The following is a 21,807-nucleotide window of genomic DNA, read 5'->3' on the forward strand; positions in this document are numbered from 1 at the left end:
AAATGATGCAGGTTTGGCCGAGGTTAATGAAAAAGGGTTTGGGTTTCAATGAGTAAAAAGTGTCATCAACCGGTAACGCGTACCCTTTTGCTACCCGTCAAGGTTTTGGGAGTCTGTTGCTTGCGGCGTTCTTCCAGGCGCGCATCGATTATGTTCTTCAGCGCAATCAGCAGTCCAAGGCCAACAAAAGCACCCGGTGGCAGAATGGCAAACAGGAAGCCTGGGTAGTCCTCGAACATCAGCCACTTCCAGTTGCGTGCGGCTTCGCCGAACAGCAGGTGCATGTCACTGAACAGCGCGCCGGTGCCCAGTAGCTCGCGCATACCGCCCAGCAGGACCAATACGGCGGTGAAGCCGACGCCCATCATCAGGCCGTCCAATACTGAGGCGCGCACCGGGTTCTTGCTGGCAAAGGCATCGGCACGGCCCATGATGGCGCAATTGGTCACAATCAATGGAATGAAGATGCCCAAAATCAGGTAAAGCTCATAGGTGAATGCCTGCATCAGCAGTTCGATCGCCGTCACGAAAGAGGCAATGATCATTACGAAGATCGGTAGGCGTACGGTTTCCGGCACCAGTTTGCGGAAAGCGGATACAGTCAGGTTTGAGCTGACCAGTACCAATGTGCTTGCAAGGCCAAGGCCAAGGGCGTTCACTACGGAGGCGGTGACGGCCAGCAGGGGGCAAAGGCCCAGTAGTTGCACCAGTGCCGGATTGTTGGTCCAAAGGCCGTCCAATGTAATCTTGCGGTAGTCGACGCTCATTGTGTGACTCCTGCCGCAGAAGCGGCGTCAGCAGTAACGGGTTGCAGCAACTGTGCGCGGTGAGCCCGGAAAAACTCGATTGTGCGGGCGGTGGCATTTACGATCGCGCGTGGCGTGATAGTAGCGCCGGTGAACTGATCAAATCTGCCACCGTCTTTTTTAACCGCCCAGTTCTCGTCACGATTAACCGCCATGTGAGCCCCCTCAAAAGCCAGAATCCAGTCGGATTTGGCCAGCTCGATCTTGTCACCCAGCCCCGGTGTTTCCTTGTGGCTTAGGACGCGTACACCGGCGAGCGAACTGTCGGCATTCACACCGATCAGCAGCTCGATGTTGCCGCTGTAGCCATCCGGTGCAATCACCGGAAGCAGTACAGTTACTACCTCGCCGGAATTGATTGCCTGCCAGCCTATGCTGCCGGAAGGGTAGCCCAGCTCAGGCGCGGCACTGAGCTGAATCTCATGCGACAGCAGATCGGGATCTATCTCGCGAGGCACGATTTCATACAAGGCACGAGCCTGAAATTCGGCCTTGTTGTGCGCGATTCTCTCGCGTGTACTCAGCTGAGTGAAGGCGATGACAGCCGCTGTTACGATCGCGAAAATGCCGATGGCCAGGGCGTTACTGCGAATGGCCTGAAAGACTTCGTTCATGCCTTGCCTCCCTGTCCCTTTTTGGCCCTGTTATGGCCATAGCTGCGTGGCTGGGTATAGATATCGATAAAGGGCGCCGCCAGATTCATCAGCAAAACCGCGAAGGCCACACCATCGGGATAGTTGCCCCAGGTACGGATAATGAAAATCAGGATGCCAATACTGGCACCGAACACTATCCGTCCACGGTTACTGGTCGCGCTTGAGACTGGGTCGGTAATGATGAAGAACGCCGCCAGCATGGTGGCACCGGTGCTGAGGTGGAAGAAGGGGTCAGCATAGTTGTCGGGATCAAAACCGAAAAACATGCTTGAACACAGGGTCAGTGCCAGCAGCATGGAGATGGGTGCGTGCCAGGTGATCACCTTGCGGTACAGCAGAAAGATGCCGCCCATCAGCCAGGCGGCACTGACTGCGTGCCAGGCGCCGATGCCTTGTGACAATACGGTGGACTGGCGCCAGGCTTCTTCGGTGGTCAGGCCGCCACGGTGGCGGATTTCATCCAGAGGGGTCGCTCCGGTAAAACTGTCATACCAGAGGTTGTCGGCGGCGGCGAAGATGGCCTTCAACGTGTCGAGGAACGGCGCTATCTGCCAGCCGTCGCCATTGAGTACGAAGGGGGCGGTCCAGCGTGTCATTTCCACCGGGAACGAGATCAGCAGGAGGGCATAGGCCACCATCGCAGGATTGAACGGGTTCTGTCCCAAACCGCCGTAAAGGTGCTTGCCCAATACAATGGCAACAAACACGCCGACCAGTGTCATCCACCAGGGCGCGAAGGGAGGAATCGCCACGGCCAGCAGCATGGCGGTGACAATGGCGCTGCCATCGTTGAGGTGAAACAGCACCGGGCGCTTGCGCAGCTTGAGTATTACAGCTTCAAATCCCAGTGCCAGCAGGCCGGCCCAGATAATCTGGATTACAGTGCCCCAGCCGAAAAAGACGGTCATGGCCAGAATGCCGGGCAGCATGGCCAGCATCACCAGTCGCATCACATTGGCGGTGCTGTTGGCCTTGTAGACATGAGGTGAACTCAGTCGGATCAGTGACATCGGTGTGCGATCCTGTCTTAAGTATCAGTTGGGTTTAGGCCGGCGAGTGTTCGCTCAGGCTCTGGTTCAGGGCGTCGGATTTCTTGCGGGCTTCCACCAGTTCGGTTTCCATCTCCCGACGTGCCTGTTCGTCTTCCGTCTTGGTCAGTGCGCGTTCCAGTTTGGTCACCGCTGCGCGGGCCATGGCGGCATCAATCTTGAGCTGCTTGAGATCTACGCCCTTTTCGGCGGCGGCAGCGGCCTCTGCCTGCTCAGCTGCCTTAAAGGCCTGCTCGGCTTCTTCTGATTTCTGCTCCAGGTCCGTCAGGGTGGCGCGCAGGGCATCGATGCCATCCAGTCCCTTGTCTTCAGCGTTCTTGAAGGCGTCACGGGCCTTCTTCAGCTTGGTACGGGCAACCGCTGCAGCGGTTTTCAGTTGCTTCAGGTCTGGTGCAGCACTGGCTGCCGGAGCGGCGCTGTCAGATGCTGACTGGGCCTTCTCTGCTTCGGTATTCTTGCGAGACTGTTGTGCCCGTGCAGCCTCTTCGGCTCGTGCCTTGCGGCGTGCTTCCTTCTCGGCCTGCTCACGTTCGAGTCGCGCCTGACGGGCTTCAAAACGCTGACGCGCATGGTCAGCCTTGCGTTGTTCGGCTTCTTCGGTACGAATCTCGGATTTGGCAAAGCGATAGTACTGCACCAGCGGAATGCTGCTGGGGCAGACATAGGCACAGGCGCCGCACTCGATGCAGTCGAACAGGTTGTGATTACGCGCCTTGTCGAACTCACGCCCTTTGGAGAACCAGTACAGCTGCTGCGGCAGCAGTGTCACGGGGCAGACCTGCTCGCACATGTTGCAGCGGATGCAGGGCTGCTCAGGTGGTGCCTGTGGCATTTCCTCATCGCTGGCGGCAATGATGCAGTTGGTGGTCTTGATCACAGGGATCTGATCATGCGCGACCGTGACCCCCATCATCGGCCCGCCCATCACCAGCCTGAACAGACGGCCTTCATACAGGTTGGCGGCCTCCAGCAGGTCGGCAAAGGGGGTGCCGATCAGGGCTTCAAAATTCTGCGGCTTGGCCACGGCGTCGCCGGTGACGGTCACAATACGCGAAATCAGCGGCTCGCCAAAATGTACCGCACGATGGATGGCGGTTGCCGTGCCCACATTCTGGCACACGATGCCGATATCGGCAGGGATGCGACCACTTGGCACTTCCAGTCCGGTGAGCAGCTGGATCAGCTGGCGTTCACCGCCCGAAGGGTATTTGGTGGGCACGACGCGGATATCAATATTCAGCTCGCAACCCTTGAGTACCGCTTCCAATGCGTGGATTGCCTGCGGCTTGTTGTCCTCGATGCCGATCATGATATGGCTCGGGCGCAACAGGTGGCTGATGATGCGAATACCGCTGAGAATGTCGGCGGCACGCTCACGCATCAGCATGTCATCAGCCGTGATATAGGGTTCGCACTCGGCGGCGTTGATGATCAGAGTATTGACGATATGGTCATCACCCAGATGCAGCTTCACATCGGTTGGGAAGCCAGCACCGCCCATGCCGGCGATGCCGCACTGGCGGATATGCTCGATCAGAACCGAGGGCTCCAGCCGGGTGTAATCCTGCAGGCCCTGGTGTTCAATCCACTCATCCTGACCGTCGGTTTCCAGCGTGATGCAGTCAGACTCAAGGCCTGATGCATGCGGCACCGGGTGTGGCCCGATTGAGCGCACAATGCCTGAGGTAGGCGCGTGCAGCGATGCGCTGATACGGCCGACCGGTTCGGCAATCAACTGTCCCTTGAGTACACGATCGCCCACATTGACCACCGGGTTGGCGGCAATGCCGATATGCTGCTGCAGTGGGATATAGAGCATCTTCGGCAGCGGCGCTTGGGCAATCGGGGTTCGGGTGGACTGCTTCTTGTTTTCCGGCGGGTGCACGCCACCGTGGAACGCAAATACCTTGCCCATCAGTGTGCCTCCTGCTGTTCGGCGCCGCGACCACGGTCGGTCGCGATCAGGCTGGAGGACTCGGTTGGCGAGGGCCATTTCCAGTTGGTAATGGTGGTTTCCACCGGAATCATATCAATACAGTCCACGGGGCAGGGTTCAACACACAGGTCGCAGCCGGTGCACTCGTCGACGATGACGGTGTGCATCTGCTTGGCGGCGCCGAGAATCGCGTCCACGGGGCAGGCCTGAATGCACTTGGTGCAGCCGATGCATTCATCTTCGCGGATAAAGGCAACCTTTTTGACCTGTTCTTCGCCATGTTCGGCATCCAGCGGCACCGCTTCCACATCGAGCAGGTCAGCCAGCGCTTCAATGGTGCTTTGACCACCGGGCGGGCACTTGTTGATCGCCTCACCATTAGCGATCGCTTCCGCGTAGGGGCGACAGCCCGGGTAGCCGCACTGGCCACACTGCGTTTGTGGCAACAGGGAATCGATCTGATCCACGATCGGATTGCCCTCGACACGAAAGCGTACCGAGGCATAACCCAGAATCACGCCGAACACGACGGCGAGGCAAAACAGGATAAGAATAGCGGTAATAACGGTCGTCATCGTTGTCTCCGCCTCAGAACTGAACGAGGCCGGCAAAGCCCATGAAGGCCAGCGACATCAGACCGGCGGTGACCATGCCGATGGCCGCACCGCGAAAGGGAACGGGCACATCCGCGACGGCGATCCGCTCACGAATTGCCGAGAACAGCACCAGCGCCATCGAGAAGCCGACGGCAGCACCAAAACCATAGGCGATCGATTCAAGGAAACCGTTCTGCTTCTTGATGTTGAGCAGGGCAACGCCGAGTACCGCACAGTTGGTGGTGATCAGCGGCAGGAAAATGCCGAGCAGCTTGTACAGCAGAGGACTGGTTTTGTGCACCACCATTTCGGTGAACTGCACCACTACCGCAATCACCAGAATAAAGGCGATGGTTTGCAGGTATTCCAGCTCGAAGGGGACCAGCAGGGTCGAGTACACCAGATAGCTGCAGACCGACGACAGCGTCAGCACGAAGGTGGTGGCCAGGGACATGCCCATGGCCGTTTCCAGCTTGTTGGAAACACCCATGAAAGGACACAGCCCGAGGAACTGGACCAGTACGAAGTTGTTCACCAGTACGGTGCTGATCAGGATGAGCAGAAATTCAGTCATAGCCCCTGTCAATGCCTCAAGCCCTGCCGGCATGACCGGGCAGGGCGTATTAGATTCCGCTGAATTTTACCGGATTTATAACCTTAGGGTATAGATCCGCAGGCCGAGCGCAAGCGCCCGATCCCCGACTCAGATCAGATCTGCCTGCTGAATTTTCTGCAACAGTGCCTTGACCTGTGCGGTTGGGGGCAGTTCTGCGTCGGCCTCAAGCACCAGATCTGCCTCAAAATCATCACGCTGAGTCAGCAGCAACAAACCGGCAGCCTTGAGTGCGGCAACCTGCTCAGTGTTCTGGAAGGTCAATGCCAGCGGCAGGCGGCCACGATTGAACAGCTGTTGCTCAAGTGTATACAGCAGTGTTGCACCCTGAGTCGCGTCAGAGGCCTTGATCTGAACCAGTGCCGCTTTCTGACCAAAGCGCTCGGCACGCTGCTGAGTGCTGATGATGGACTCGGCGTGCAGCTCAATCGCACTGTCATCTTCCGCTTCGGCCTGGATCATGCCGGCGGCCACCGTGGCGTTGGTCAGGCGGTCGACGATAATGAACGAACCGGTGCCCTTGTGACGACGGTAGTCATCCGCCACGATCGGCCGCTCCAGTGTGACTTCAACCTGAGCGATCTCGTTCAGTCCCAGAGTCGCTGCCGGGCTCTGTTCCAGCGTATTCACATCGATGCGGTGACGAATCGCGCTGACGCGTCCAGCGGTGCGTGTACTGGCCAGCTTGATCTCATAGCTGCGCCCCGGAATCAGCTCCTGTTCCGACATCCATACCAGATGCGCTGCGAAGCGGTTAGTCACTTCCGGTACCTGATCACTGTGTACGATCAGGTCGCCACGGGAGATATCGATTTCGTCTTCCAGTGTCAGCGTCACCGCCATGGGTGCAAACGCCTCAGGCAGCTCGCCATCGAAGGTTACGATCGATTTCACCTTGCTGGATTTGCCGGAGGGCAATACCGTCACCGCATCGCCCGGGCGCACGATACCCGCACTCAGGGTACCGCAGTAGCCGCGGAAGTTCAGGTTCGGGCGGTTGACGTACTGCACCGGGAAGCGCAGTTCATCAAAATTGGCGTCTCCGGCGATCTCCACGTTTTCCAGTGTCTGCATCAGCGAATCGCCGCTGTACCAGGGCATGTTCTCTGACGGGTTGACCACGTTGTCGCCCTTCAGGGCGGAAATCGGTGCGAAGTGGATATCCTTCAGTCCCAGCCCCTGAGCAAAGTTCAGGTAGTCCTGCTTGATCTGTTCAAAGCGTTCTTCGCTGAAGTCCACCAGATCCATCTTGTTGATCGCCACCACGGTGTGCTTGATGCCCAGCAGGGATACGATGAAGCTGTGACGGCGGGTCTGCACCTGTACCCCGTGACGGGCGTCGATCAGGATGATCGCCAGATCGCAGGTGGACGCACCGGTGGCCATGTTGCGGGTGTACTGCTCGTGCCCCGGGGTATCGGCGATGATGAACTTGCGCTTGGCGGTGGAGAAGTAGCGGTAGGCTACATCAATGGTGATGCCCTGTTCGCGCTCGGCCTGCAGGCCATCGACCAGCAGCGCCAGATCGATCTCGTCGCCGGTGGTGCCGACTTTCTTGCTGTCGCTCTGAATCGCGGCCAGCTGATCTTCATAGATCATTTTGGAGTCGTGCAGCAGACGACCGATCAGGGTGGATTTGCCGTCGTCCACGCTGCCGCAGGTAAGAAAGCGCAGCAGCTCCTTGTTCTCGTGCTGGTCCAGATAGGCGTCGATGTCAGTGGCGATCAGATCAGATTGATGACTCATAATGCTGTACTCAAATATCCGTTAACGAGATGGCGGTGGCGGCTCAGAAATACCCTTCGATCTTCTTCTGCTCCATGGAGCCTGCGCTGTCGTGATCGATGGCGCGGCCCTGGCGCTCTGACGTGGTGGTCAGCAGCATCTCCTGAATGATCTCGGGCAGGGTGTCGGCATCGGATTCCACGGCTCCGGTCAGCGGGTAGCAGCCCAGCGTACGGAAACGGATATTTTTCATCATCGGCACTTCGCCATCCGCCAGCGGCAGGCGCTCGTCGTCGACCATGATCAGCATGCCATCGCGCTCGACGACCGGACGCACCGCCGAGAAATACAGCGGAACGATGGGGATCTGCTCCAGATGGATATACTGCCAGATGTCCAGCTCGGTCCAGTTCGACAGCGGGAATACGCGGATGCTTTCGCCCTTGTCGACGCGGGTGTTAAAGGTGTTCCACAGCTCCGGGCGCTGGTTCTTCGGGTCCCAGCGGTGGTGCTTGTCGCGGAAGGAGAATACGCGCTCCTTGGCGCGGGATTTCTCTTCGTCGCGGCGCGCACCGCCAAAGGCGGCGTCGAACTTGTACTGGTTCAGCGCCTGCTTCAACCCCTGGGTTTTCATGATGTCGGTATGCTTGGACGAGCCGTGGGTGAACGGGCTGATCCCCATCTCGACCCCTTCCGGGTTGATGTGGACGATCAGGTCCATACCGGCTTCCTGCGCCATGCGGTCACGGAACTGGATCATCTCCTTGAACTTCCAGGTGGTGTCCACATGCAACAGCGGAAAGGGCGGCCTGCCCGGGAAGAACGCCTTGCGTGCCAGATGCAGCATCACGGAAGAGTCCTTGCCGACAGAATAGAGCATGACCGGATTGTCGAACTCGGCAGCCACTTCACGGATGATGTGGATGCTCTCGGCTTCGAGCTGTTTGAGATGGGTCAGGCGGTGTTCCGGCAACAGATTCATCATTCGACTCTTTCACTTGGTTGCGACACGAAAGCCCCGGAGGGCTAATAACTGGATGGCATTATGTCGAACCGCCAATAAAATAAAAAAGAATATATAGGCATTTTTATATTCCGTCTGGTGATATGGGCGGTATCGAATAATGGTTATAACAAAATTATCAATTAGTATTTTACGTTATAAAGACGACTGGGTAACATGGCGACCTGTTTTAATGACGCTCAGTAAAAAGGTTGAACTGACATGTACCAGTACACCGAAGTGGATCAGAAGCTGGTAGACGAACGGGTGGCGCAGTACCGCGACCAGACCCGCCGCTACCTTGCAGGCGAGCTGCCGGACGAAGAGTTCCGCGCATTACGCCTGATGAACGGCCTTTATATACAGCGTCAGGCACCGATGCTGCGCGTGGCGGTTCCCTATGGTCTGATGTCCTCGACCCAGATGCGCAAGCTGGCGCACATCGCCCGCACCTATGACAAGGGCTACGGTCACTTCACCACCCGTACCAATATTCAGTACAACTGGCCCACACTGGAGTCGGTACCGGATATTCTGGCCGAGCTGGCCGAAGTGCAGATGCACGCCATCCAGACTTCGGGCAACTGTATTCGCAACACCACCACTGACCCTTACGCGGGTGTGATCGCCAGCGAGCTGGAAGACTCGCGCCCCTGGTGCGAGATCATTCGCCAGTGGTCCACGCTGCACCCGGAATTTGCCTATCTGCCGCGCAAGTTCAAGATCGCCGTTACCGGAACCCCGGAAGACCGCGCCGCCTCGCAGGTGCACGATATCGGTCTGCATCTGGTGCAGAACGAGAAGGGAGAAACCGGCTTTGAGGTGCTGGTGGGTGGCGGTCTGGGCCGTACTCCCGTGGTCGGCAAACAGATCCGCCCCTTCCTGGCACAGGAAGACCTGCTCTCCTACCTGGAAGCGATTCTGCGGGTCTACAACCTGAACGGTCGTCGTGACAACAAGTACAAGGCGCGCATCAAGATCCTGGTGAACGCCATGGGAATCGATACCTTCCGCGAGCAGGTGGAAGCGGAGTGGGAACAGATCCGCGATTCCGACCTGCGCCTGTCACAGGAAGAGATCCAGAAGGTCAAGGCTCTCTTTGCTCCGCCGGCCTATGACGCGGGAGCCGCCGACAACAATCTTGCCGCCCAGCTGGCCGAGAACGATGAGTTCCGGGTCTGGTACGAGCGCAACACTGTTGAGCACAAGGTGCCGGGCTACCGGGTCGTTGTGGTCTCGCTCAAACCCTATCTGAAAGCACCGGGTGATATCACCGATGTGCAGATGGAGGCGGTCGCCGATCTGGCAGAACGCTTCTCCTTCGGCGAGGTCCGTGCCACCCATCATCAGAACCTGGTGCTGGCGGACGTGAAGCAGGGCGATCTGCTGCAGGTATGGAAGATCCTCAACGCCAACAACCTGGCGCGACCCAATATCGGCACGCTGACAGACATGATCGTCTGCCCCGGCTTCGACTTCTGCGGTCTGGCCAACGCTCACACCCTGAACATCGCCGAACAGATCAACGAAAAGTTCGAACAGGTGGACTACCTGCATGACGTGGGAGAGATCCGGCTGAACATGTCCGGCTGCATCAACGCCTGTGCCCACCACCACGTGGGGCATATCGGCATCCTGGGTGTCGATAAAAAGGGCGAAGACTGGTATCAGTTTACCCTGGGCGGCTCCTCCGAAGCGGATGCGGCGCTGGGCAAGGCCCTGGGCAAGGCGATTCCCGCTGACCAGGTGGCCGACACCATCGAAAAGCTTTTGCTGACCTACATCGAGCTGCGTGAATCCGAAGAGGAAAGTTTCCTCGAACTGGTACGCCGTGTGGGTGTAACCCCCTTCAAGGAGGCCGTATATGGCGCTGATCATTGACCGCACTCCCGTCATCGAAGACCGCTGGCAGTGGCCCACGGATGACCAGCCCCTGCCGGAAACCGGCCCGGTGGTACTGCCGCTGGCCCGCTGGCTGGAGCAGGCGGATGCTCTGGCCACCCGTGAAACGGGTGTGAAGGTGAACGGTGATGACGACCTGGAACAGATTCTGGCCCTGAAGGATCGGGTCAGCCTGTATGCCGTTGAATTCCCGGCCTTTACCGATGGTCGAGGCTTCAGTATCGCCCGCCTGCTGCGCCGGGCAGGCTTTGCCGGTGAGATCCGCGCCATCGGCGATGTAACCCGCGACCGGCTGGTTCATATGGAGCGCAGCGGCTTCAACGCTCTGCAGATACCGGATGAGCGCTACAGCCCCGAAGTACTGAGCGCTTTTGACGAAGTCAGCGTACATTACCAGGGTGGAGCGACACTGGCGCGCCCAGGCTTTCGCCAGAGCTGAACCCGAAACAGGAGAGTAGAGATGAGCATTGATCTGGCTGCTGCCAATGCCGAGCTGGCCGGCAAAACACCGCAAGAGATCATCGCCTGGGCCATCGCCCACAGCGACAAGCCGCTGGTCACCACCAACTTCCGCCCGTATGAGTCGGTGATTCTGCACATGGCCGTGCAGGTCAAGCCGGACATTGAGGTGCTGTGGGTCGATTCCGGTTACAACACCTCGGCCACCTACCGCTTCGCGGAAAAGCTGATCAAGGATCTGAACCTGAATATCCACACCTTCATTCCGCAGATGAGCGCAGCCCGTCGCAACGTGCTGATGGGCGGCATCCCCGATGTGGACGATCCTCAGCATGATGAGTTCACCCGTCAGGTGAAACTGGAACCCTTCCAGCGCGCACTGGCCGAACTCAAGCCCGATCTGTGGCTGAACGCGATCCGCAAGGACCAGACCGAATTCCGCCAGTCACTGGATATCGTGACGGCCAGCAAGGACGGCATCATCAAGGTTGCGCCGCTGTTCAACTGGACCGAAGCCGACATGGACGCCTACCTGGCCGAGCATAACCTGCCCAACGAACACGACTACTTCGACCCCACCAAAGCGCTCGAAACGCGCGAGTGCGGACTGCATACGCAGCTGTAAGTGTGTAAGGCCACGCCGCTCGGCGGGGCCTCAATTCACATCCTTTCTGCCACATCCTTTCTGCCACTTTTCTTATCAGACCGTTCAGGTTAATCTCAAGCTACTGATGTCAGCAGGGAGTACGCTGGCCGTGATTAACCCCAAACAGGCAGGGATGTCGCATGCCAACTGGCTACCTCCCCAATACCCTTATCGTTCACTCGAACTCGCGCAATACGTTGCAATCCCGGGCCATGCAGCCAGGCCGGATGGCGTTTGCCGTTCTGCAGAATGAAATACCTGATCCCGAACAGATACGACCTGATTGTGTGATGGCGGTAGCGCTGGACACGCATGAAGTCCTCAACGGACTTGAAAAAGGGAGAACCCGACATGTACCACACCTCATCCATGAAATTTATGCAGACCGTTATACCCGCTGGGTGACGTGATGTCGAGAAAAGTACCTTTTTGTCGGTGGATGCTGGTATCAGATCATTATTTTTAATGACTTATGAATCAGTGGTCAGAATTAAAAGGTAAACCGATAATTATTATGAGGTCGAAGGCCTCATTAAAAGACTGTTAGGCAATTAGGAGAATGGGAATGAAAACGGTCACTGATTTAAGAGCAATTGCTGCTTCTGGCGGTGGAATGATTTTAGATGCAGATAGGTTTACGACTACTGATCTTCGTGCAATAGCAGCCTCCACAAATAGTGGCGGTGGGCAGCTTTTCTTGAAAGGACTGGGCGGGAAAACCACAGCAGATCTAAGGGCAATAGCTGCATCTGGTGGCGGAAAAGTTGTTTTCGATGTAACTATTCAGTTGGCTTGATTTAAAAAGTTTTCGGATTATCGCTTGGCGCTGCCATGAAGGTCGGCAAACGTCCTTCGAACAACAGTGTCAACGCCTCGGAACCACTCAGGTTTTGCTTGCGCGCCGTCGACAGATAGCTGCGCACACGACAGAAGATCTGTGCCCCATCCATCGAGCGGAAGCAGCCAGAGATCTTCTGCTGCACCTTGAGCATACGGATATCACGCTCGCCTTGGTTGTTCGTAAAGGGGACCGCCGGATCGTCCAGAAAGCGCAAAACATCTGCCTCATAGTCGCGCAACCGCTCCAGCAGGTTGCGCGCCCGAGAGCGTTTGAGCCGACCACGCTTGCCCTGCCGTTGGTTTTCATCCGGTGGCGGACACTCGTCTTCCGCTTTTTTGAGGCATTGCCGGTAGGCCTTTCGCCACCCTTCTGCCTTTTCAGGCGGCAGGCTGCCGCCCGCACTCTTAACGGCATCCTCCATGGTGCACAACAGGGTTTGCATGCGCTGCGCCCAGGTCTGTTTGTCCTGCTCCCAGGCGCGCTGAAGCTCGCGCAGATGGTGGGCATTACAGAGCGCATGCCGGCACTGATAGCGGTAGTACGGTTTCCAGTGGTCATGACAAAGCACGCCGTGGAAGCGCGGCAGGATACCGATGGCCTCCATCGCCTCGTGACCCCGGTGAGCATGGGGCGCCAGCCAGGTCAGGTCATCATTCGAGGCGCAATGCAGCCAGCGGCGTTGGCCACCGATGTTGATGCTGGTTTCATCGGCGTGAATCAGCACCGACTCGGCCAGACGGTCCTTAACCCAGTGCTCGAAGCCCTCAGCTTTGTCGAAAGCGTCTTGGTTGAAGTTGAACAGCGACCCTGCGCTGAGCGGGATACCAACCTGATCCTCAAAGTATTCGCGGACACGTTCGTAGGGCAGCAGCTGGTACTGCGACAGATACACCGCATGCGCTTTCAAGCGGGGACCATACTGCACCGGACGATCAACACCGGCCGGGAATGGCGCTGTGACGCGTTGCCCCTGTTCGTTCTCCAGGATCTCGGCCTGGTACTCGGTCACGAAGCGGCTGATATCCAGATCGAAGACCTGACGCTTTTCATAGCCGACCACGCGGAATGCGCTGCCCTTAGGCAGGGTGCGCCGGTCGACCTTCACGGTCTTGATCGCATCCGGCTCCTCGACCCGTTGCAGCGTCTTGCCAATACGGCCAGGCTGTCCGCCCGGTTTACGCTCACCTTTACTGCGGCTCTTCTTGGGCCGGTTCGGATCCTGGGAGGGCGGCGTACTGCTGTTGGTACTGTTCGTGTTGAGCCGGCCGGTCATCATCTGGATCAGCACCATCATCATCTCAATGGCTGCGCGCAGAGATGGCGAGAGTGTCTTGTCGTCCTGGAGCTGTTGTCTGACGTTCGCCAAGATGGCGTCGACATCCATATTGCTGATCTTCATGAGCCTGAGTATCGTCGATTGATGGCCTATTATCGCACGACTTTTTCAGGTCAAATTTTTCGCTTTGTGTGCGGATCTGAGCAACTTTTACATTGCTCCCACGCTCCGAGACATAGAGCTCCGCCAGACGCCACAGAGTGGCGGTACGGCACCTTGAGGCAGGCTTTAAAGCGAAATACCGACTGTCACTGGACTGGGAGATATTTTGACAAAAAACCTGTCAAGAACTTTTTGCAGGAACTTGAGCTGAATAGTTACTTTTCGATTTCACATAGTATTTGTTCGGGGGCCTAAAAAATTACTGCACCGGCAAAATTTACTCGCTGGCGCTCCCAATTTTCCGGTGAGTAAGGCGTTATGTGTTGTAGGTAAGACTATGGGTGGACTCAAAGAAAACTATCTCCACAACCAAGAAGAGCGGTACGCCAGGATGGCTGATGCTCTTGGTATTTCATGGGAAGAGCTATCAGAGCTTGATTACGAAATAGATGCCAATGTCTCAAAAGATGGGCTGGTCTATGACTATATTTTGCAGTTTAGCGAAGAAAATGACCCGATCATCCTAGAGAAGATCAATGACTTAGATGAAAACCGAACTGCGCATTTGGCACCGTGGGTCTTTGAGAGAGGGTCTGAAGACGAGCATGAGCTGGAGGCAATCTTAGAGAACATAGACCCAAAGGCAAGCTTCATAAATGAGATAAAAAATCTCGAACAGCTTTTGGCTATCAATCTAAAACAAGAAGATATAAAAGACATTCTTTTTCGACAGATCTTTATCAGTATGATGGGGGCGCTGGAAACATATCTATCTGATACTTTTATTAATAAAGTTAGTGGGTCGGTATATTTCTTAGAAAATTTTGTCGCGAGTCACCCTGAATTCAAGAAACAGAAGTTTAGCTTAAGTGATGTATTTAAGGAGAGGAGGGGTATTGAAGAGAAGGCAAGGAGCGTGATGGTAGAAACCATTTATCACAAGCTGCCTACTGTAAAGAAAATGTATGAAGATACGTTCTCCATCAGTTTTCCAGATATTTCTGCAATGCAAAAATTCGTTATTCAACGTCACGATCTAGTGCATAGGAACGGAAAGACCACAGATGGTGAAAAGGTTCCCGTTTCAGAAAAAACTATAACTGACCTGAAGAATACAGCTGTTGACTTAGTAAACAGGATTGAAGAACGTATGGAAGATGACGATATTCCATTCTGAACCGCTAATCACAAAAAAATAACCAATAGCTGCAGCTGAACAGTTTTTCGCTACCGCTCCAATCTGGCGGCTGAGCCTACGGGTTATAAATCACATTAGTTCGGAGGGTTATGAAAATCTCAACGTTAGAAATAAGTAAAACTGCAATGTATCACGGAGAGTTTACAGAACGTAAAAAAGAATTCTCAGAAGCATGTAAATGGTTATCAGAAGAAATGGGGTTTCCATATAAAAGTACTCGAATGGGCGACTACGAGCGGCTTCTGAAAACATTTGTAAACCCCGGAGCAAAAGCACCTACGGAACGTGACTTAATTGATGATTTCTATCATTTTATGCAAGCAGCGACCGAAGCGTGCCTAATCATCCGCTTGTGGAATACTTTTAAGGATGGTAAGCACGAAGGCTTAAAAGATCGTATCAAGCATGTCATGTCTGGTAAAAGCATACGTGCCGAAGCAATCAAAAAAAACAAAAAAGGAAAAAATGATGACCCTGCACGAGATTTCGCGTTTGAGCTAAACATTGCCTCTAGGTTTCTCAAAGGCGGCTATGAAGTCGACTTAACGGATGACTGCGATGTGGTTGTTACTATTGGTAAAGACAGATTGTATGTAGAATGCAAACGTATAAAGTCTTTGAAAAAATTAGCCTCTCGTATGAAAGAAGCATCAAGTCAGATAGATACACGTATTGGTGCAAATCGTAAAAATAAGTATGGGTTGATAGCATTGGATGTGACTGATGTACTCTTGCCTGAGGGTACAGTTACAGCAACAAGCGATGTGCGTCTTTATGATATGGAAATACAAAAAGCAATTACAGATTTCGCTAGAGAGCAGCAAGATTTATCAAACAAAAATGCAGGTCGTAATGTAGCAGGTATTCTATTTGAATTTAGTTCAAGCGCACTCTTTTATCATGAGGAAAAGGAACCTGCTTTGGGTTTTGGGCGAGCAGCGTGCATGTATAGGCAGGCTAGCCAAAACAAAAAGTCGTTGGCTCTAGTCTCTGGTTTTATGGACAAAATTGCCAACCAAAACCTATAGAGTTCAGATTTATCATGGGAAGATCATCGCTTTGCTCACTGGGTCCTCAAAAGCTACGCTTTTTCGGCCCTTAGCACGGCGTTAATTGACCGAGTTACCCACGAACACTAGACACCTTCTATAGTAAGGTGGACTTACCTCAGTGCGGACGGTGTCGCTGGCCGTCAGTTAAGAGCAACAACGAGAGAAAAACAGATGAGCGAGCACGATGCACGGTTTTGGGACCGGGCCGCCAAAAAACATGCAGCTTCTCTAATTGATGATGAGGCGGGGTTCGAGAGGACGCTGGCGCGTACGCGTGCGTTGATGTCGCCCGACGCACGGGTGCTGGAGCTTGGCTGTGGCACCGGTACGGCAGCCCTGCGTCTGGCTGATTCTGTGAAAAGCTACGTTGGCACGGACATTTCAGCGGGCATGATCGCCATTGCACAGGAAAAACTGGAAACAGCCCGCCAAAGCGGCTTGAATGCGACGTTGGCGTTCCGCCAGGCAACCGCCGATACCTTGGCCCGTGAGGGTGTGCAGTATGATGTGGTGCTGGCGTTTAACTACCTGCATTTGGCAGGCAGTCTGCCTGTCGTGCTCGCTCAGATTCACTCGATGCTTGTGCCGGGTGGGCTGTTCATCGCCAAAACCCCTTGTGTCGGTGATATGAATCCCCTTATCCGTCTTGCCATCCCGGTTATGCGTCTCGTGGGCAAGGCCCCGAGCGTCGTGACCACATGCTCCTCGGGTTCGCTGGTACAAGCAATCGGTGAAGCGGGGTTTGAAATACTTGAAAACGAACGGCACGGCACGAAGAAAAGTGACTACCGTCCCTTTATTGTCGCTCGGGCGATCTGACTCTGCCTGACCTCAGACATGCGGGCGTGCGCGCTCCCATGCCGCTCCGGGTTTAAGGGTGTGTCCCTGACGCGAAATCAAAAATGTTCATGAACAGGAAAAAACATGAAAAAACAGCTGCTGGTCTTACTGATACCCTTCCTGCTATTGCCAGGATGTGCGACTGGCCCGTCTGCTCTCAGACATGATGTCGCCGTGTCGTATGACGCCGAGCGTATCGCCTATGATGTGGCCGGAGAGGGCGGAACAGCGCTGATTTTCGTTCACGGCTGGAGTTGTGACGGGCGCTACTGGCAAGAGCAGGTCCCGGTATTCGCGAAAGACTATCGGGTCATTACGGTCGACTTGGCAGGGCATGGGCATTCCTCATTGGAGCGATCCGATTATTCAATGCTGTCCTTCGCCCAGGATGTGAAAGCCGTTATGGACAGGGAAAACATTGGTCGCGCGGTTCTGATCGGGCATTCAATGGGAGGTGGCGTGATTGCCGAGGCGGCCAGACTCATGCCGAAGAGGGTTGTGGGTATTGTCGGGGTCGATACCTTGCAAAACGTTGCGCAGCATACACCTGAGAGCGTCATTGATGAGATGGTAACGCCATTTGAATCTGATTTCAGAACGGCGACGCAGGGTTTTGTTTCACAAATGTTCCCGGCAGGCACCGATCAACAGCTGATGAACTGGATAATGGAAGACATGTCATCAGCGCCCAAGGCGCCGGCCATGAGTGCCTTTCGTAATTACCTGGGACAGTATGTCAGCGGAGACGCCGCCGCTGTCTTCAAGGATGTCAGCGTTCCTGTGGTCTCAATAAATGCACGACTGTGGCCGACCGCATTTGAAGAAAACCAAAAGCATATTAAAGACTATCAGCTTCTCTATATTGAGGAATCAGGCCACTTTCCCATGCTGGAAAGGCCCGATGCCTTCAATGCGCTGTTACAACAGGCCATTGATGCAATCGAAACGCGAAATGGCATCTAGCCTTTGCATCACATGCGCGCCGGTGTCTCCTCTGGCGTTCGTCTTGACGTACGTACTCAAAAGCGTACACTTGGTGAAAAGTTGAACACGCAAGAGGTGCGTCATGACCGGAATCACAGCCACTGAGGCGCGCAGCAACCTTTATCGGTTGATTGACGAGACCGCCGAATCCCACCAGCCAATCGTCATCATGGGTAAGCGGAACAAAGCCGTCCTGGTTTCCGAGGAAGACTGGTCTGCAATTCAGGAAACACTTTACCTGCTCTCCGTACCCGGTATGCGGGAGTCTATTCGTGAGGGTATGGTTATTCCCGTGGATGAGTGCGATGAGGAGCTGAACTGGTGACATGGAAGTTGGTTTACACCAAACAAGCCCAGAAGGACGCAAAGAAGCTGGCCTCCAGCGGCCTCAAACCAAAAGCCGAAGAGTTATTGGCACTCATTGCAGAAGATCCGTACCGCAAGCCACCCCCGTTCGAGAACCTGGTTGGTGATCTTGAGGGTGCCTATTCACGCCGAATCAATATCCAGCACCGTCTGGTATACCAAGTGCTTGAAGACGAGAAAGTGGTAAAAGTCCTCCGTCTCTGGAGCCACTACGAATGATGCATAAGCGGAGTCGCCGTATTGGTGGATGTTCACGAGTACGAGAGGATGCAGGAGCGCCTTGAAATTCTGGAAGAGCTATATAAGGCGGAAGAACAGATAGCATCCGGTGATGGCATTGCGCATGAAAACGCGAAAAACAGGGTTTTGAGCAAGCTGGCTCCATGAAGATTGTTTGGTCCCCGCTCGCGCTTGTGCGTGTGGAAGATACAGCCCGCTATATAGCAGAAGATAGCCCGGATGCTGCGGTGGCTGGGTGGAGGACTTGTTCTCTGCGGTAGAACGGTTAGCCGACTTTCCTGAAAGTGGACGAATGGTTCCCGAGCTAGGATCGCCCCGTATCAGGGAGCTGATATTCGGTACGTATCGGGTTATTTACAGTGCCAAAGATCAACACGGCTATAAACGGGTGCGTGAGCAGGTCGTTAAATTTCTTGACCGCACCTGTTAACAGGTGCTTTCTATGGCACCAAATCGTTGATCAGGTAATCACTATGCAAGTGAAATTTTCCGAGGATGTCATTCCTCTATCAGACCTGAAGGTCAATCCCGGAAAGGTGGTTGGCCGAGCGCAAGATACGCATCGCCCCATCCTGCTCACCAGCCGTGGCCGCGGCATAGCTGTTGTTCAGGGGCTCGAGGATTATGAGAGAACCGCAGAGGAATTGCGGTTTGTAAAGGCGGTGGCGCAGGGGCTTGTGGATGTTCGTGAGGGCAACACCGTATCGTTGGATGATGCCAGGAAAGCATTGGGTATCAAGTAAATGGAATTACGCATCGCCCAGTCCGCTCTTGAGGACTTACAGGCTATTCAGGCGTATTACAAAAGCAGGATGTGCCACATATCGGTGATGATTTCGTGGCTGCTATCCTGGAGCACTGTGAAATACTTCAAATCCACCCCGATGCTGGACGAGTCGTGCCTGAATTCAACATGGATACTATTCGAGAATTGATTCACGCGCTGTTTCGAGTTGTCTATCTCAGGCAGGCAAAAGAGGTTGTGCTCATACGAGTCTGGTGGAGAGAGGCAGCTCGAATTACCAGCAAACGCAACATAACCAAGCCATTCACCGGATGCCAAGCTCTCTGCTTCATAGCGACCCTGCTTGATCCCTGCCATCACCCTAGATTAACAACCAGCAGGTCAGCCTTGACGGTGTTAACCAGCTTGGGGACTGAGCTGAAGAATCGGCTGATCAGGCTGTGGTGGTGGCCGCAGACAACCAGGTCGATATCACTGGCCTCGACCAGGCCCTCCACCTTCATATGTAAATCACCAATGACTGTCATGGTCTCAGTCACCGGGTAGCCACACTCAGCAGCAAGCGTTTGCAGTTGCGCCTGCAGATCTGCTTCATCTTCCGGATATGCTCTCAGGTGGTCCGTTTCGACATATACAATCGACAGCTTGCTGTTGGCCGGTTGGGCCTGCTCGATGGCTTTGTCGATCAGCGTTTTGCTGGCTTCAGACAGGTCCACGGTAACCAGAACATGTTGGTAGCTCATCTTTCTTCTCCCAGTCAATGGGTTCGGCATCTGTCACAAGCTTAGCAGTTCAGGATCATGGTGGCCGTTGACCCTTTAACGGTACAATGGCGTTTTTTACCGACCAATACCGGCAGGCGCTATTTGAAAATACCCGCACGCTTACAGCCTCTCTTCAATGATGGCCTGATCGATGAAGTCATCAGCCGCCTTATGAGCGGCAAAGAGGCCGATATCTATATTGTTCGGTGCGGCGATACCATTCGCTGTGCCAAAGTCTATAAGGATGCGGTCAAGCGCAGCTTCAAAAAGGCAGCGCAATATCAGGAGGGGCGCAAAGTGCGCAGTGGGCGCCAGGCGCGCGCCATGGAAAAGCGTTCAAACTACGGCCGCAAGCAGCAGGAAGAGGTGTGGCAGAACGCTGAAATCAACGCACTGTCGACACTGGCAAGAGCCGGTGTACGGGTACCTGAGACCTATGGTTGCTTCGATGGCGTGCTGTTGATGGAGCTGGTTACGGACGATGCCGGCGATGTCGCACCGCGACTGGCGGATGTATCGATGTCAGAAGAGCAGGCCATTGAAGATCATGCCCTGATGATGCATTACATCACGCTCATGCTGTGTGAGGGCATAGTGCATGGTGACCTGTCGGAGTTCAACGTGCTGGTGGATGATTACGGCCCGGTGATCATCGACCTGCCGCAGGCGGTCAACGCGGCGTCCAACAACAGCGCGCAGGCCATGTTCGCCCGCGACGTGAATAATATGCGTCGCTATTACGGCCAGTACGCGCCGGATTTGCTGAATACACAGTACGCGAACGAAATCTGGGCGCTGTTTGAGGAAGGTGAGTTGACCCCGGATTCTGAACTGAGCGGTGAGTTTGAGGATGAGGGTGATGACTCCGATGTGGATGCCGTGCTGGAAGAGATAAAAGCGGTGCTGCAGGAAGACCAGCAGCGCCGTGAGCGTTTGCGTGAGGCGGCTGAGTCATCAGATCAGTAGCGTGTGCCGAGTGCCTGTGAACCCCACGCGTGTTGCCTCCCGTTTCCCCCGTTTCCGAATTTTCTGCTAGCTTGCCATGTGAAAGGCGCTGAACCTTTCGGTCCTGGCATGCCGTTCAGGGCCCAGGCGTCTCCCTGAAACTGGCAACAGCAGGAGATGAAAATGAATACGGACGCGAAACGCGCTGTTCTATACCGCATGAAGACGCCCGAGCATCAGTGTCCCTTCGGGCGCAAGACCCTGCATACCTTGCGGCAGGCCGGATTCGATGTTGAAGACCATCATTTGAATTCGCGTGAAGAAACCGATGCCTTCAAGACCGAGCATGATGTGGATACTACGCCACAGACGTTTATTAACGGTGAGCGCATTGGCGGCTATGAAGAGGTGCGCGAGTACGTGGGCAAGCCACTGCCAGACCCTGATGCCACCAGCTATCGCCCGGTGGCTGCACTGTTCGCGATGACCGCTCTGACCGCGCTGGCCCTGAATATAGGGGTGAATGGCAGCCTGATATCGGTACAAACGGTCGAGTGGTTTATTGCGCTTTCGATGGTGGCTCTGGCATTGCTGAAGCTGCAGGATGTCGAGAGCTTTTCCACCATGTTTCTTAACTATGACCTGCTCGCGCGACGTTGGGTACCCTATGGATATATTTATCCTTACGCCGAGGGCCTGGCCGGTGTACTGATGGTGGGTGGGCTGCTGAACTGGGTGTCGATTCCGATTGCGCTTTTCATCGGTAGCGTGGGTGCGATGTCGGTGTTCAAGGCCGTTTACATTGATCAGCGTGAGCTCAAATGCGCCTGTGTCGGTGGTGCGAACAGTGTTCCTCTGGGCTTTGTGTCGCTAACGGAAAACCTGATGATGATCGCCATGGCGCTGTGGATGTGGTTCGCCCACGGCTCGTTTTAGCGGGCGATTCGCAAACGGTATTGTCCGCTTTATAATGGCCAGCAAATATCAAACAGATGTGGGGACG

Annotated in this window: 26 protein-coding genes and 1 pseudogene; 17 read left to right on the plus strand and 10 right to left on the minus strand. The window is 55.0% G+C overall.

The features are described from left to right. Positions 1 to 65: 65 nt before the first annotated feature. The 8 genes from CFI10_RS07420 to cysD form a co-directional block, all read right to left on the minus strand. Positions 66 to 767 carry an electron transport complex subunit E gene (locus CFI10_RS07420; RefSeq protein WP_206841004.1) on the minus strand — a complete coding sequence of 234 codons (702 nt, stop codon included), beginning with the start codon at positions 765 to 767 and terminating at the stop codon, positions 66 to 68. Beyond that, positions 764 to 1,420 (minus strand): electron transport complex subunit RsxG, encoded by a 657-nt coding sequence (rsxG, locus tag CFI10_RS07425; RefSeq protein ID WP_206841006.1) that lies wholly within the window; start codon positions 1,418 to 1,420, stop codon positions 764 to 766. Before rsxG ends, CFI10_RS07420 begins: the two co-directional genes overlap by 4 nt. Then, positions 1,417 to 2,472: an electron transport complex subunit RsxD gene (gene rsxD, locus CFI10_RS07430; RefSeq protein ID WP_206841008.1), complete on the minus strand. Its 1,056-nt coding sequence runs from the start codon at positions 2,470 to 2,472 to the stop codon at positions 1,417 to 1,419. Before rsxD ends, rsxG begins: the two co-directional genes overlap by 4 nt. Before the next feature lie 34 nt (positions 2,473 to 2,506). Continuing rightward, positions 2,507 to 4,426 (minus strand): electron transport complex subunit RsxC, encoded by a 1,920-nt coding sequence (gene rsxC, locus CFI10_RS07435; RefSeq protein ID WP_206841011.1) that lies wholly within the window; start codon positions 4,424 to 4,426, stop codon positions 2,507 to 2,509. Beyond that, positions 4,426 to 5,022, minus strand: a complete 597-nt coding sequence (gene rsxB / locus CFI10_RS07440; RefSeq protein ID WP_091827130.1) for an electron transport complex subunit RsxB — start codon at positions 5,020 to 5,022, stop codon at positions 4,426 to 4,428. Before rsxB ends, rsxC begins: the two co-directional genes overlap by 1 nt. Positions 5,023 to 5,035: 13 nt before the next feature. Continuing rightward, on the minus strand, positions 5,036 to 5,617 hold the full coding sequence (gene rsxA / locus CFI10_RS07445) for an electron transport complex subunit RsxA (protein WP_091827131.1): 582 nt from the start codon (positions 5,615 to 5,617) through the stop codon (positions 5,036 to 5,038). 129 nt (positions 5,618 to 5,746) lie between these two features. Continuing rightward, complete coding sequence (gene cysN, locus CFI10_RS07450; RefSeq protein ID WP_206841013.1) at positions 5,747 to 7,402, minus strand: sulfate adenylyltransferase subunit CysN; 1,656 nt, start codon at positions 7,400 to 7,402, stop codon at positions 5,747 to 5,749. A 43-nt stretch (positions 7,403 to 7,445) separates the two neighbouring features. Next, positions 7,446 to 8,363: a sulfate adenylyltransferase subunit CysD gene (gene cysD, locus CFI10_RS07455; RefSeq protein WP_425270446.1), complete on the minus strand. Its 918-nt coding sequence runs from the start codon at positions 8,361 to 8,363 to the stop codon at positions 7,446 to 7,448. A 243-nt stretch (positions 8,364 to 8,606) separates the two neighbouring features. On the opposite strand from cysD, the gene CFI10_RS07460 reads away from it, so the two are divergent. The 5 genes from CFI10_RS07460 to CFI10_RS07480 all read left to right on the plus strand — a co-directional run bounded on the left by CFI10_RS07460 (position 8,607) and on the right by CFI10_RS07480 (position 12,187). Further along, positions 8,607 to 10,265, plus strand: coding sequence for a nitrite/sulfite reductase (locus CFI10_RS07460; RefSeq protein WP_206841015.1), 1,659 nt, complete (start codon positions 8,607 to 8,609; stop codon positions 10,263 to 10,265). Next, entirely contained in the window at positions 10,249 to 10,725 is a 477-nt protein-coding gene (locus CFI10_RS07465) for a DUF934 domain-containing protein (protein WP_206841017.1), read from the plus strand. The genes CFI10_RS07460 and CFI10_RS07465 overlap by 17 nt, the downstream gene beginning before the upstream one ends. 21 nt (positions 10,726 to 10,746) lie before the next feature. Then, positions 10,747 to 11,370 carry a phosphoadenosine phosphosulfate reductase domain-containing protein gene (locus CFI10_RS07470; RefSeq protein WP_206841019.1) on the plus strand — a complete coding sequence of 208 codons (624 nt, stop codon included), beginning with the start codon at positions 10,747 to 10,749 and terminating at the stop codon, positions 11,368 to 11,370. Positions 11,371 to 11,531: 161 nt separating this feature from the next. Then, positions 11,532 to 11,801 carry a hypothetical protein gene (locus tag CFI10_RS07475; RefSeq protein WP_206841022.1) on the plus strand — a complete coding sequence of 90 codons (270 nt, stop codon included), beginning with the start codon at positions 11,532 to 11,534 and terminating at the stop codon, positions 11,799 to 11,801. A 155-nt stretch (positions 11,802 to 11,956) separates the two neighbouring features. Beyond that, positions 11,957 to 12,187: a hypothetical protein gene (locus CFI10_RS07480; RefSeq protein WP_206841024.1), complete on the plus strand. Its 231-nt coding sequence runs from the start codon at positions 11,957 to 11,959 to the stop codon at positions 12,185 to 12,187. Position 12,188: 1 nt separating this feature from the next. Here the strand turns inward: CFI10_RS07480 and tnpC are convergent, their stop codons facing one another. Further along, positions 12,189 to 13,631, minus strand: a complete 1,443-nt coding sequence (gene tnpC / locus CFI10_RS07485; RefSeq protein WP_206834310.1) for an IS66 family transposase — start codon at positions 13,629 to 13,631, stop codon at positions 12,189 to 12,191. 376 nt (positions 13,632 to 14,007) lie between these two features. Between tnpC and CFI10_RS07490 the strand changes: the two genes are divergently transcribed. The 10 genes and pseudogenes from CFI10_RS07490 to CFI10_RS19210 all read left to right on the plus strand — a co-directional run. Continuing rightward, positions 14,008 to 14,847 (plus strand): HEPN domain-containing protein, encoded by an 840-nt coding sequence (locus CFI10_RS07490; RefSeq protein ID WP_206841026.1) that lies wholly within the window; start codon positions 14,008 to 14,010, stop codon positions 14,845 to 14,847. A 110-nt stretch (positions 14,848 to 14,957) separates the two neighbouring features. Then, entirely contained in the window at positions 14,958 to 15,896 is a 939-nt protein-coding gene (locus CFI10_RS07495) for a hypothetical protein (RefSeq protein WP_206841028.1), read from the plus strand. Between the two features lie 195 nt (positions 15,897 to 16,091). Continuing rightward, complete coding sequence (locus tag CFI10_RS07500; RefSeq protein ID WP_206841029.1) at positions 16,092 to 16,739, plus strand: class I SAM-dependent methyltransferase; 648 nt, start codon at positions 16,092 to 16,094, stop codon at positions 16,737 to 16,739. Between the two features lie 105 nt (positions 16,740 to 16,844). Beyond that, positions 16,845 to 17,723: an alpha/beta fold hydrolase gene (locus CFI10_RS07505; RefSeq protein ID WP_206841031.1), complete on the plus strand. Its 879-nt coding sequence runs from the start codon at positions 16,845 to 16,847 to the stop codon at positions 17,721 to 17,723. Between the two features lie 103 nt (positions 17,724 to 17,826). Next, positions 17,827 to 18,069 carry a type II toxin-antitoxin system Phd/YefM family antitoxin gene (locus CFI10_RS07510; protein WP_206841034.1) on the plus strand — a complete coding sequence of 81 codons (243 nt, stop codon included), beginning with the start codon at positions 17,827 to 17,829 and terminating at the stop codon, positions 18,067 to 18,069. Further along, complete coding sequence (locus CFI10_RS07515; RefSeq protein ID WP_206841036.1) at positions 18,066 to 18,329, plus strand: Txe/YoeB family addiction module toxin; 264 nt, start codon at positions 18,066 to 18,068, stop codon at positions 18,327 to 18,329. The genes CFI10_RS07510 and CFI10_RS07515 overlap by 4 nt, the downstream gene beginning before the upstream one ends. 24 nt (positions 18,330 to 18,353) lie before the next feature. Next, positions 18,354 to 18,497 (plus strand): hypothetical protein, encoded by a 144-nt coding sequence (locus CFI10_RS07520; RefSeq protein ID WP_206841038.1) that lies wholly within the window; start codon positions 18,354 to 18,356, stop codon positions 18,495 to 18,497. Positions 18,498 to 18,585: 88 nt separating this feature from the next. Beyond that, complete coding sequence (locus tag CFI10_RS19445) at positions 18,586 to 18,780, plus strand: type II toxin-antitoxin system RelE/ParE family toxin (RefSeq protein WP_206841040.1); 195 nt, start codon at positions 18,586 to 18,588, stop codon at positions 18,778 to 18,780. Positions 18,781 to 18,823: 43 nt separating this feature from the next. Beyond that, positions 18,824 to 19,093, plus strand: a complete 270-nt coding sequence (locus tag CFI10_RS07530; protein WP_206841042.1) for a type II toxin-antitoxin system Phd/YefM family antitoxin — start codon at positions 18,824 to 18,826, stop codon at positions 19,091 to 19,093. Positions 19,094 to 19,188: 95 nt separating this feature from the next. Beyond that, positions 19,189 to 19,296, plus strand: a pseudogene (locus tag CFI10_RS19210) (type II toxin-antitoxin system RelE/ParE family toxin); the annotation flags it as partial. 155 nt (positions 19,297 to 19,451) lie between these two features. Here the strand turns inward: CFI10_RS19210 and CFI10_RS07540 are convergent. Beyond that, complete coding sequence (locus tag CFI10_RS07540; RefSeq protein WP_206841043.1) at positions 19,452 to 19,838, minus strand: universal stress protein; 387 nt, start codon at positions 19,836 to 19,838, stop codon at positions 19,452 to 19,454. A 123-nt stretch (positions 19,839 to 19,961) separates the two neighbouring features. On the opposite strand from CFI10_RS07540, the gene CFI10_RS07545 reads away from it, so the two are divergent. Next, complete coding sequence (locus CFI10_RS07545; RefSeq protein ID WP_206841045.1) at positions 19,962 to 20,825, plus strand: PA4780 family RIO1-like protein kinase; 864 nt, start codon at positions 19,962 to 19,964, stop codon at positions 20,823 to 20,825. 162 nt (positions 20,826 to 20,987) lie between these two features. Continuing rightward, entirely contained in the window at positions 20,988 to 21,740 is a 753-nt protein-coding gene (locus tag CFI10_RS07550; RefSeq protein ID WP_206841047.1) for a MauE/DoxX family redox-associated membrane protein, read from the plus strand. Positions 21,741 to 21,807: the final 67 nt, after the last annotated feature.

Origin of the sequence: Marinobacterium iners, assembly GCF_017310015.1 — a bacterium.
GTDB classification, from domain to species: domain Bacteria; phylum Pseudomonadota; class Gammaproteobacteria; order Pseudomonadales; family Balneatricaceae; genus Marinobacterium; species Marinobacterium iners.

What these genes read in the sequence shown, in the direction of transcription:
- CFI10_RS07540 (WP_206841043.1), bottom strand. Translation starts at nt 19,838, where the DNA reads ATGAGCTACCAACATGTTCTGGTTACCGTGGACCTGTCTGAAGCCAGC.
- CFI10_RS07475 (WP_206841022.1), top strand. Translation starts at nt 11,532, where the DNA reads ATGCCAACTGGCTACCTCCCCAATACCCTTATCGTTCACTCGAACTCG.
- rsxB (WP_091827130.1), bottom strand. Translation starts at nt 5,022, where the DNA reads ATGACGACCGTTATTACCGCTATTCTTATCCTGTTTTGCCTCGCCGTC.
- rsxA (WP_091827131.1), bottom strand. Translation starts at nt 5,617, where the DNA reads ATGACTGAATTTCTGCTCATCCTGATCAGCACCGTACTGGTGAACAAC.
- cysN (WP_206841013.1), bottom strand. Translation starts at nt 7,402, where the DNA reads ATGAGTCATCAATCTGATCTGATCGCCACTGACATCGACGCCTATCTG.
- CFI10_RS07530 (WP_206841042.1), top strand. Translation starts at nt 18,824, where the DNA reads ATGCAAGTGAAATTTTCCGAGGATGTCATTCCTCTATCAGACCTGAAG.
- rsxG (WP_206841006.1), bottom strand. Translation starts at nt 1,420, where the DNA reads ATGAACGAAGTCTTTCAGGCCATTCGCAGTAACGCCCTGGCCATCGGC.
- CFI10_RS07460 (WP_206841015.1), top strand. Translation starts at nt 8,607, where the DNA reads ATGTACCAGTACACCGAAGTGGATCAGAAGCTGGTAGACGAACGGGTG.
- CFI10_RS07420 (WP_206841004.1), bottom strand. Translation starts at nt 767, where the DNA reads ATGAGCGTCGACTACCGCAAGATTACATTGGACGGCCTTTGGACCAAC.
- CFI10_RS07500 (WP_206841029.1), top strand. Translation starts at nt 16,092, where the DNA reads ATGAGCGAGCACGATGCACGGTTTTGGGACCGGGCCGCCAAAAAACAT.
- cysD (WP_425270446.1), bottom strand. Translation starts at nt 8,363, where the DNA reads ATGAATCTGTTGCCGGAACACCGCCTGACCCATCTCAAACAGCTCGAA.
- rsxD (WP_206841008.1), bottom strand. Translation starts at nt 2,472, where the DNA reads ATGTCACTGATCCGACTGAGTTCACCTCATGTCTACAAGGCCAACAGC.
- rsxC (WP_206841011.1), bottom strand. Translation starts at nt 4,426, where the DNA reads ATGGGCAAGGTATTTGCGTTCCACGGTGGCGTGCACCCGCCGGAAAAC.
- CFI10_RS07495 (WP_206841028.1), top strand. Translation starts at nt 14,958, where the DNA reads ATGAAAATCTCAACGTTAGAAATAAGTAAAACTGCAATGTATCACGGA.
- CFI10_RS07550 (WP_206841047.1), top strand. Translation starts at nt 20,988, where the DNA reads ATGAATACGGACGCGAAACGCGCTGTTCTATACCGCATGAAGACGCCC.
- CFI10_RS07480 (WP_206841024.1), top strand. Translation starts at nt 11,957, where the DNA reads ATGAAAACGGTCACTGATTTAAGAGCAATTGCTGCTTCTGGCGGTGGA.
- CFI10_RS07505 (WP_206841031.1), top strand. Translation starts at nt 16,845, where the DNA reads ATGAAAAAACAGCTGCTGGTCTTACTGATACCCTTCCTGCTATTGCCA.
- tnpC (WP_206834310.1), bottom strand. Translation starts at nt 13,631, where the DNA reads ATGAAGATCAGCAATATGGATGTCGACGCCATCTTGGCGAACGTCAGA.
- CFI10_RS07490 (WP_206841026.1), top strand. Translation starts at nt 14,008, where the DNA reads ATGGGTGGACTCAAAGAAAACTATCTCCACAACCAAGAAGAGCGGTAC.
- CFI10_RS07510 (WP_206841034.1), top strand. Translation starts at nt 17,827, where the DNA reads ATGACCGGAATCACAGCCACTGAGGCGCGCAGCAACCTTTATCGGTTG.
- CFI10_RS07470 (WP_206841019.1), top strand. Translation starts at nt 10,747, where the DNA reads ATGAGCATTGATCTGGCTGCTGCCAATGCCGAGCTGGCCGGCAAAACA.
- CFI10_RS07465 (WP_206841017.1), top strand. Translation starts at nt 10,249, where the DNA reads ATGGCGCTGATCATTGACCGCACTCCCGTCATCGAAGACCGCTGGCAG.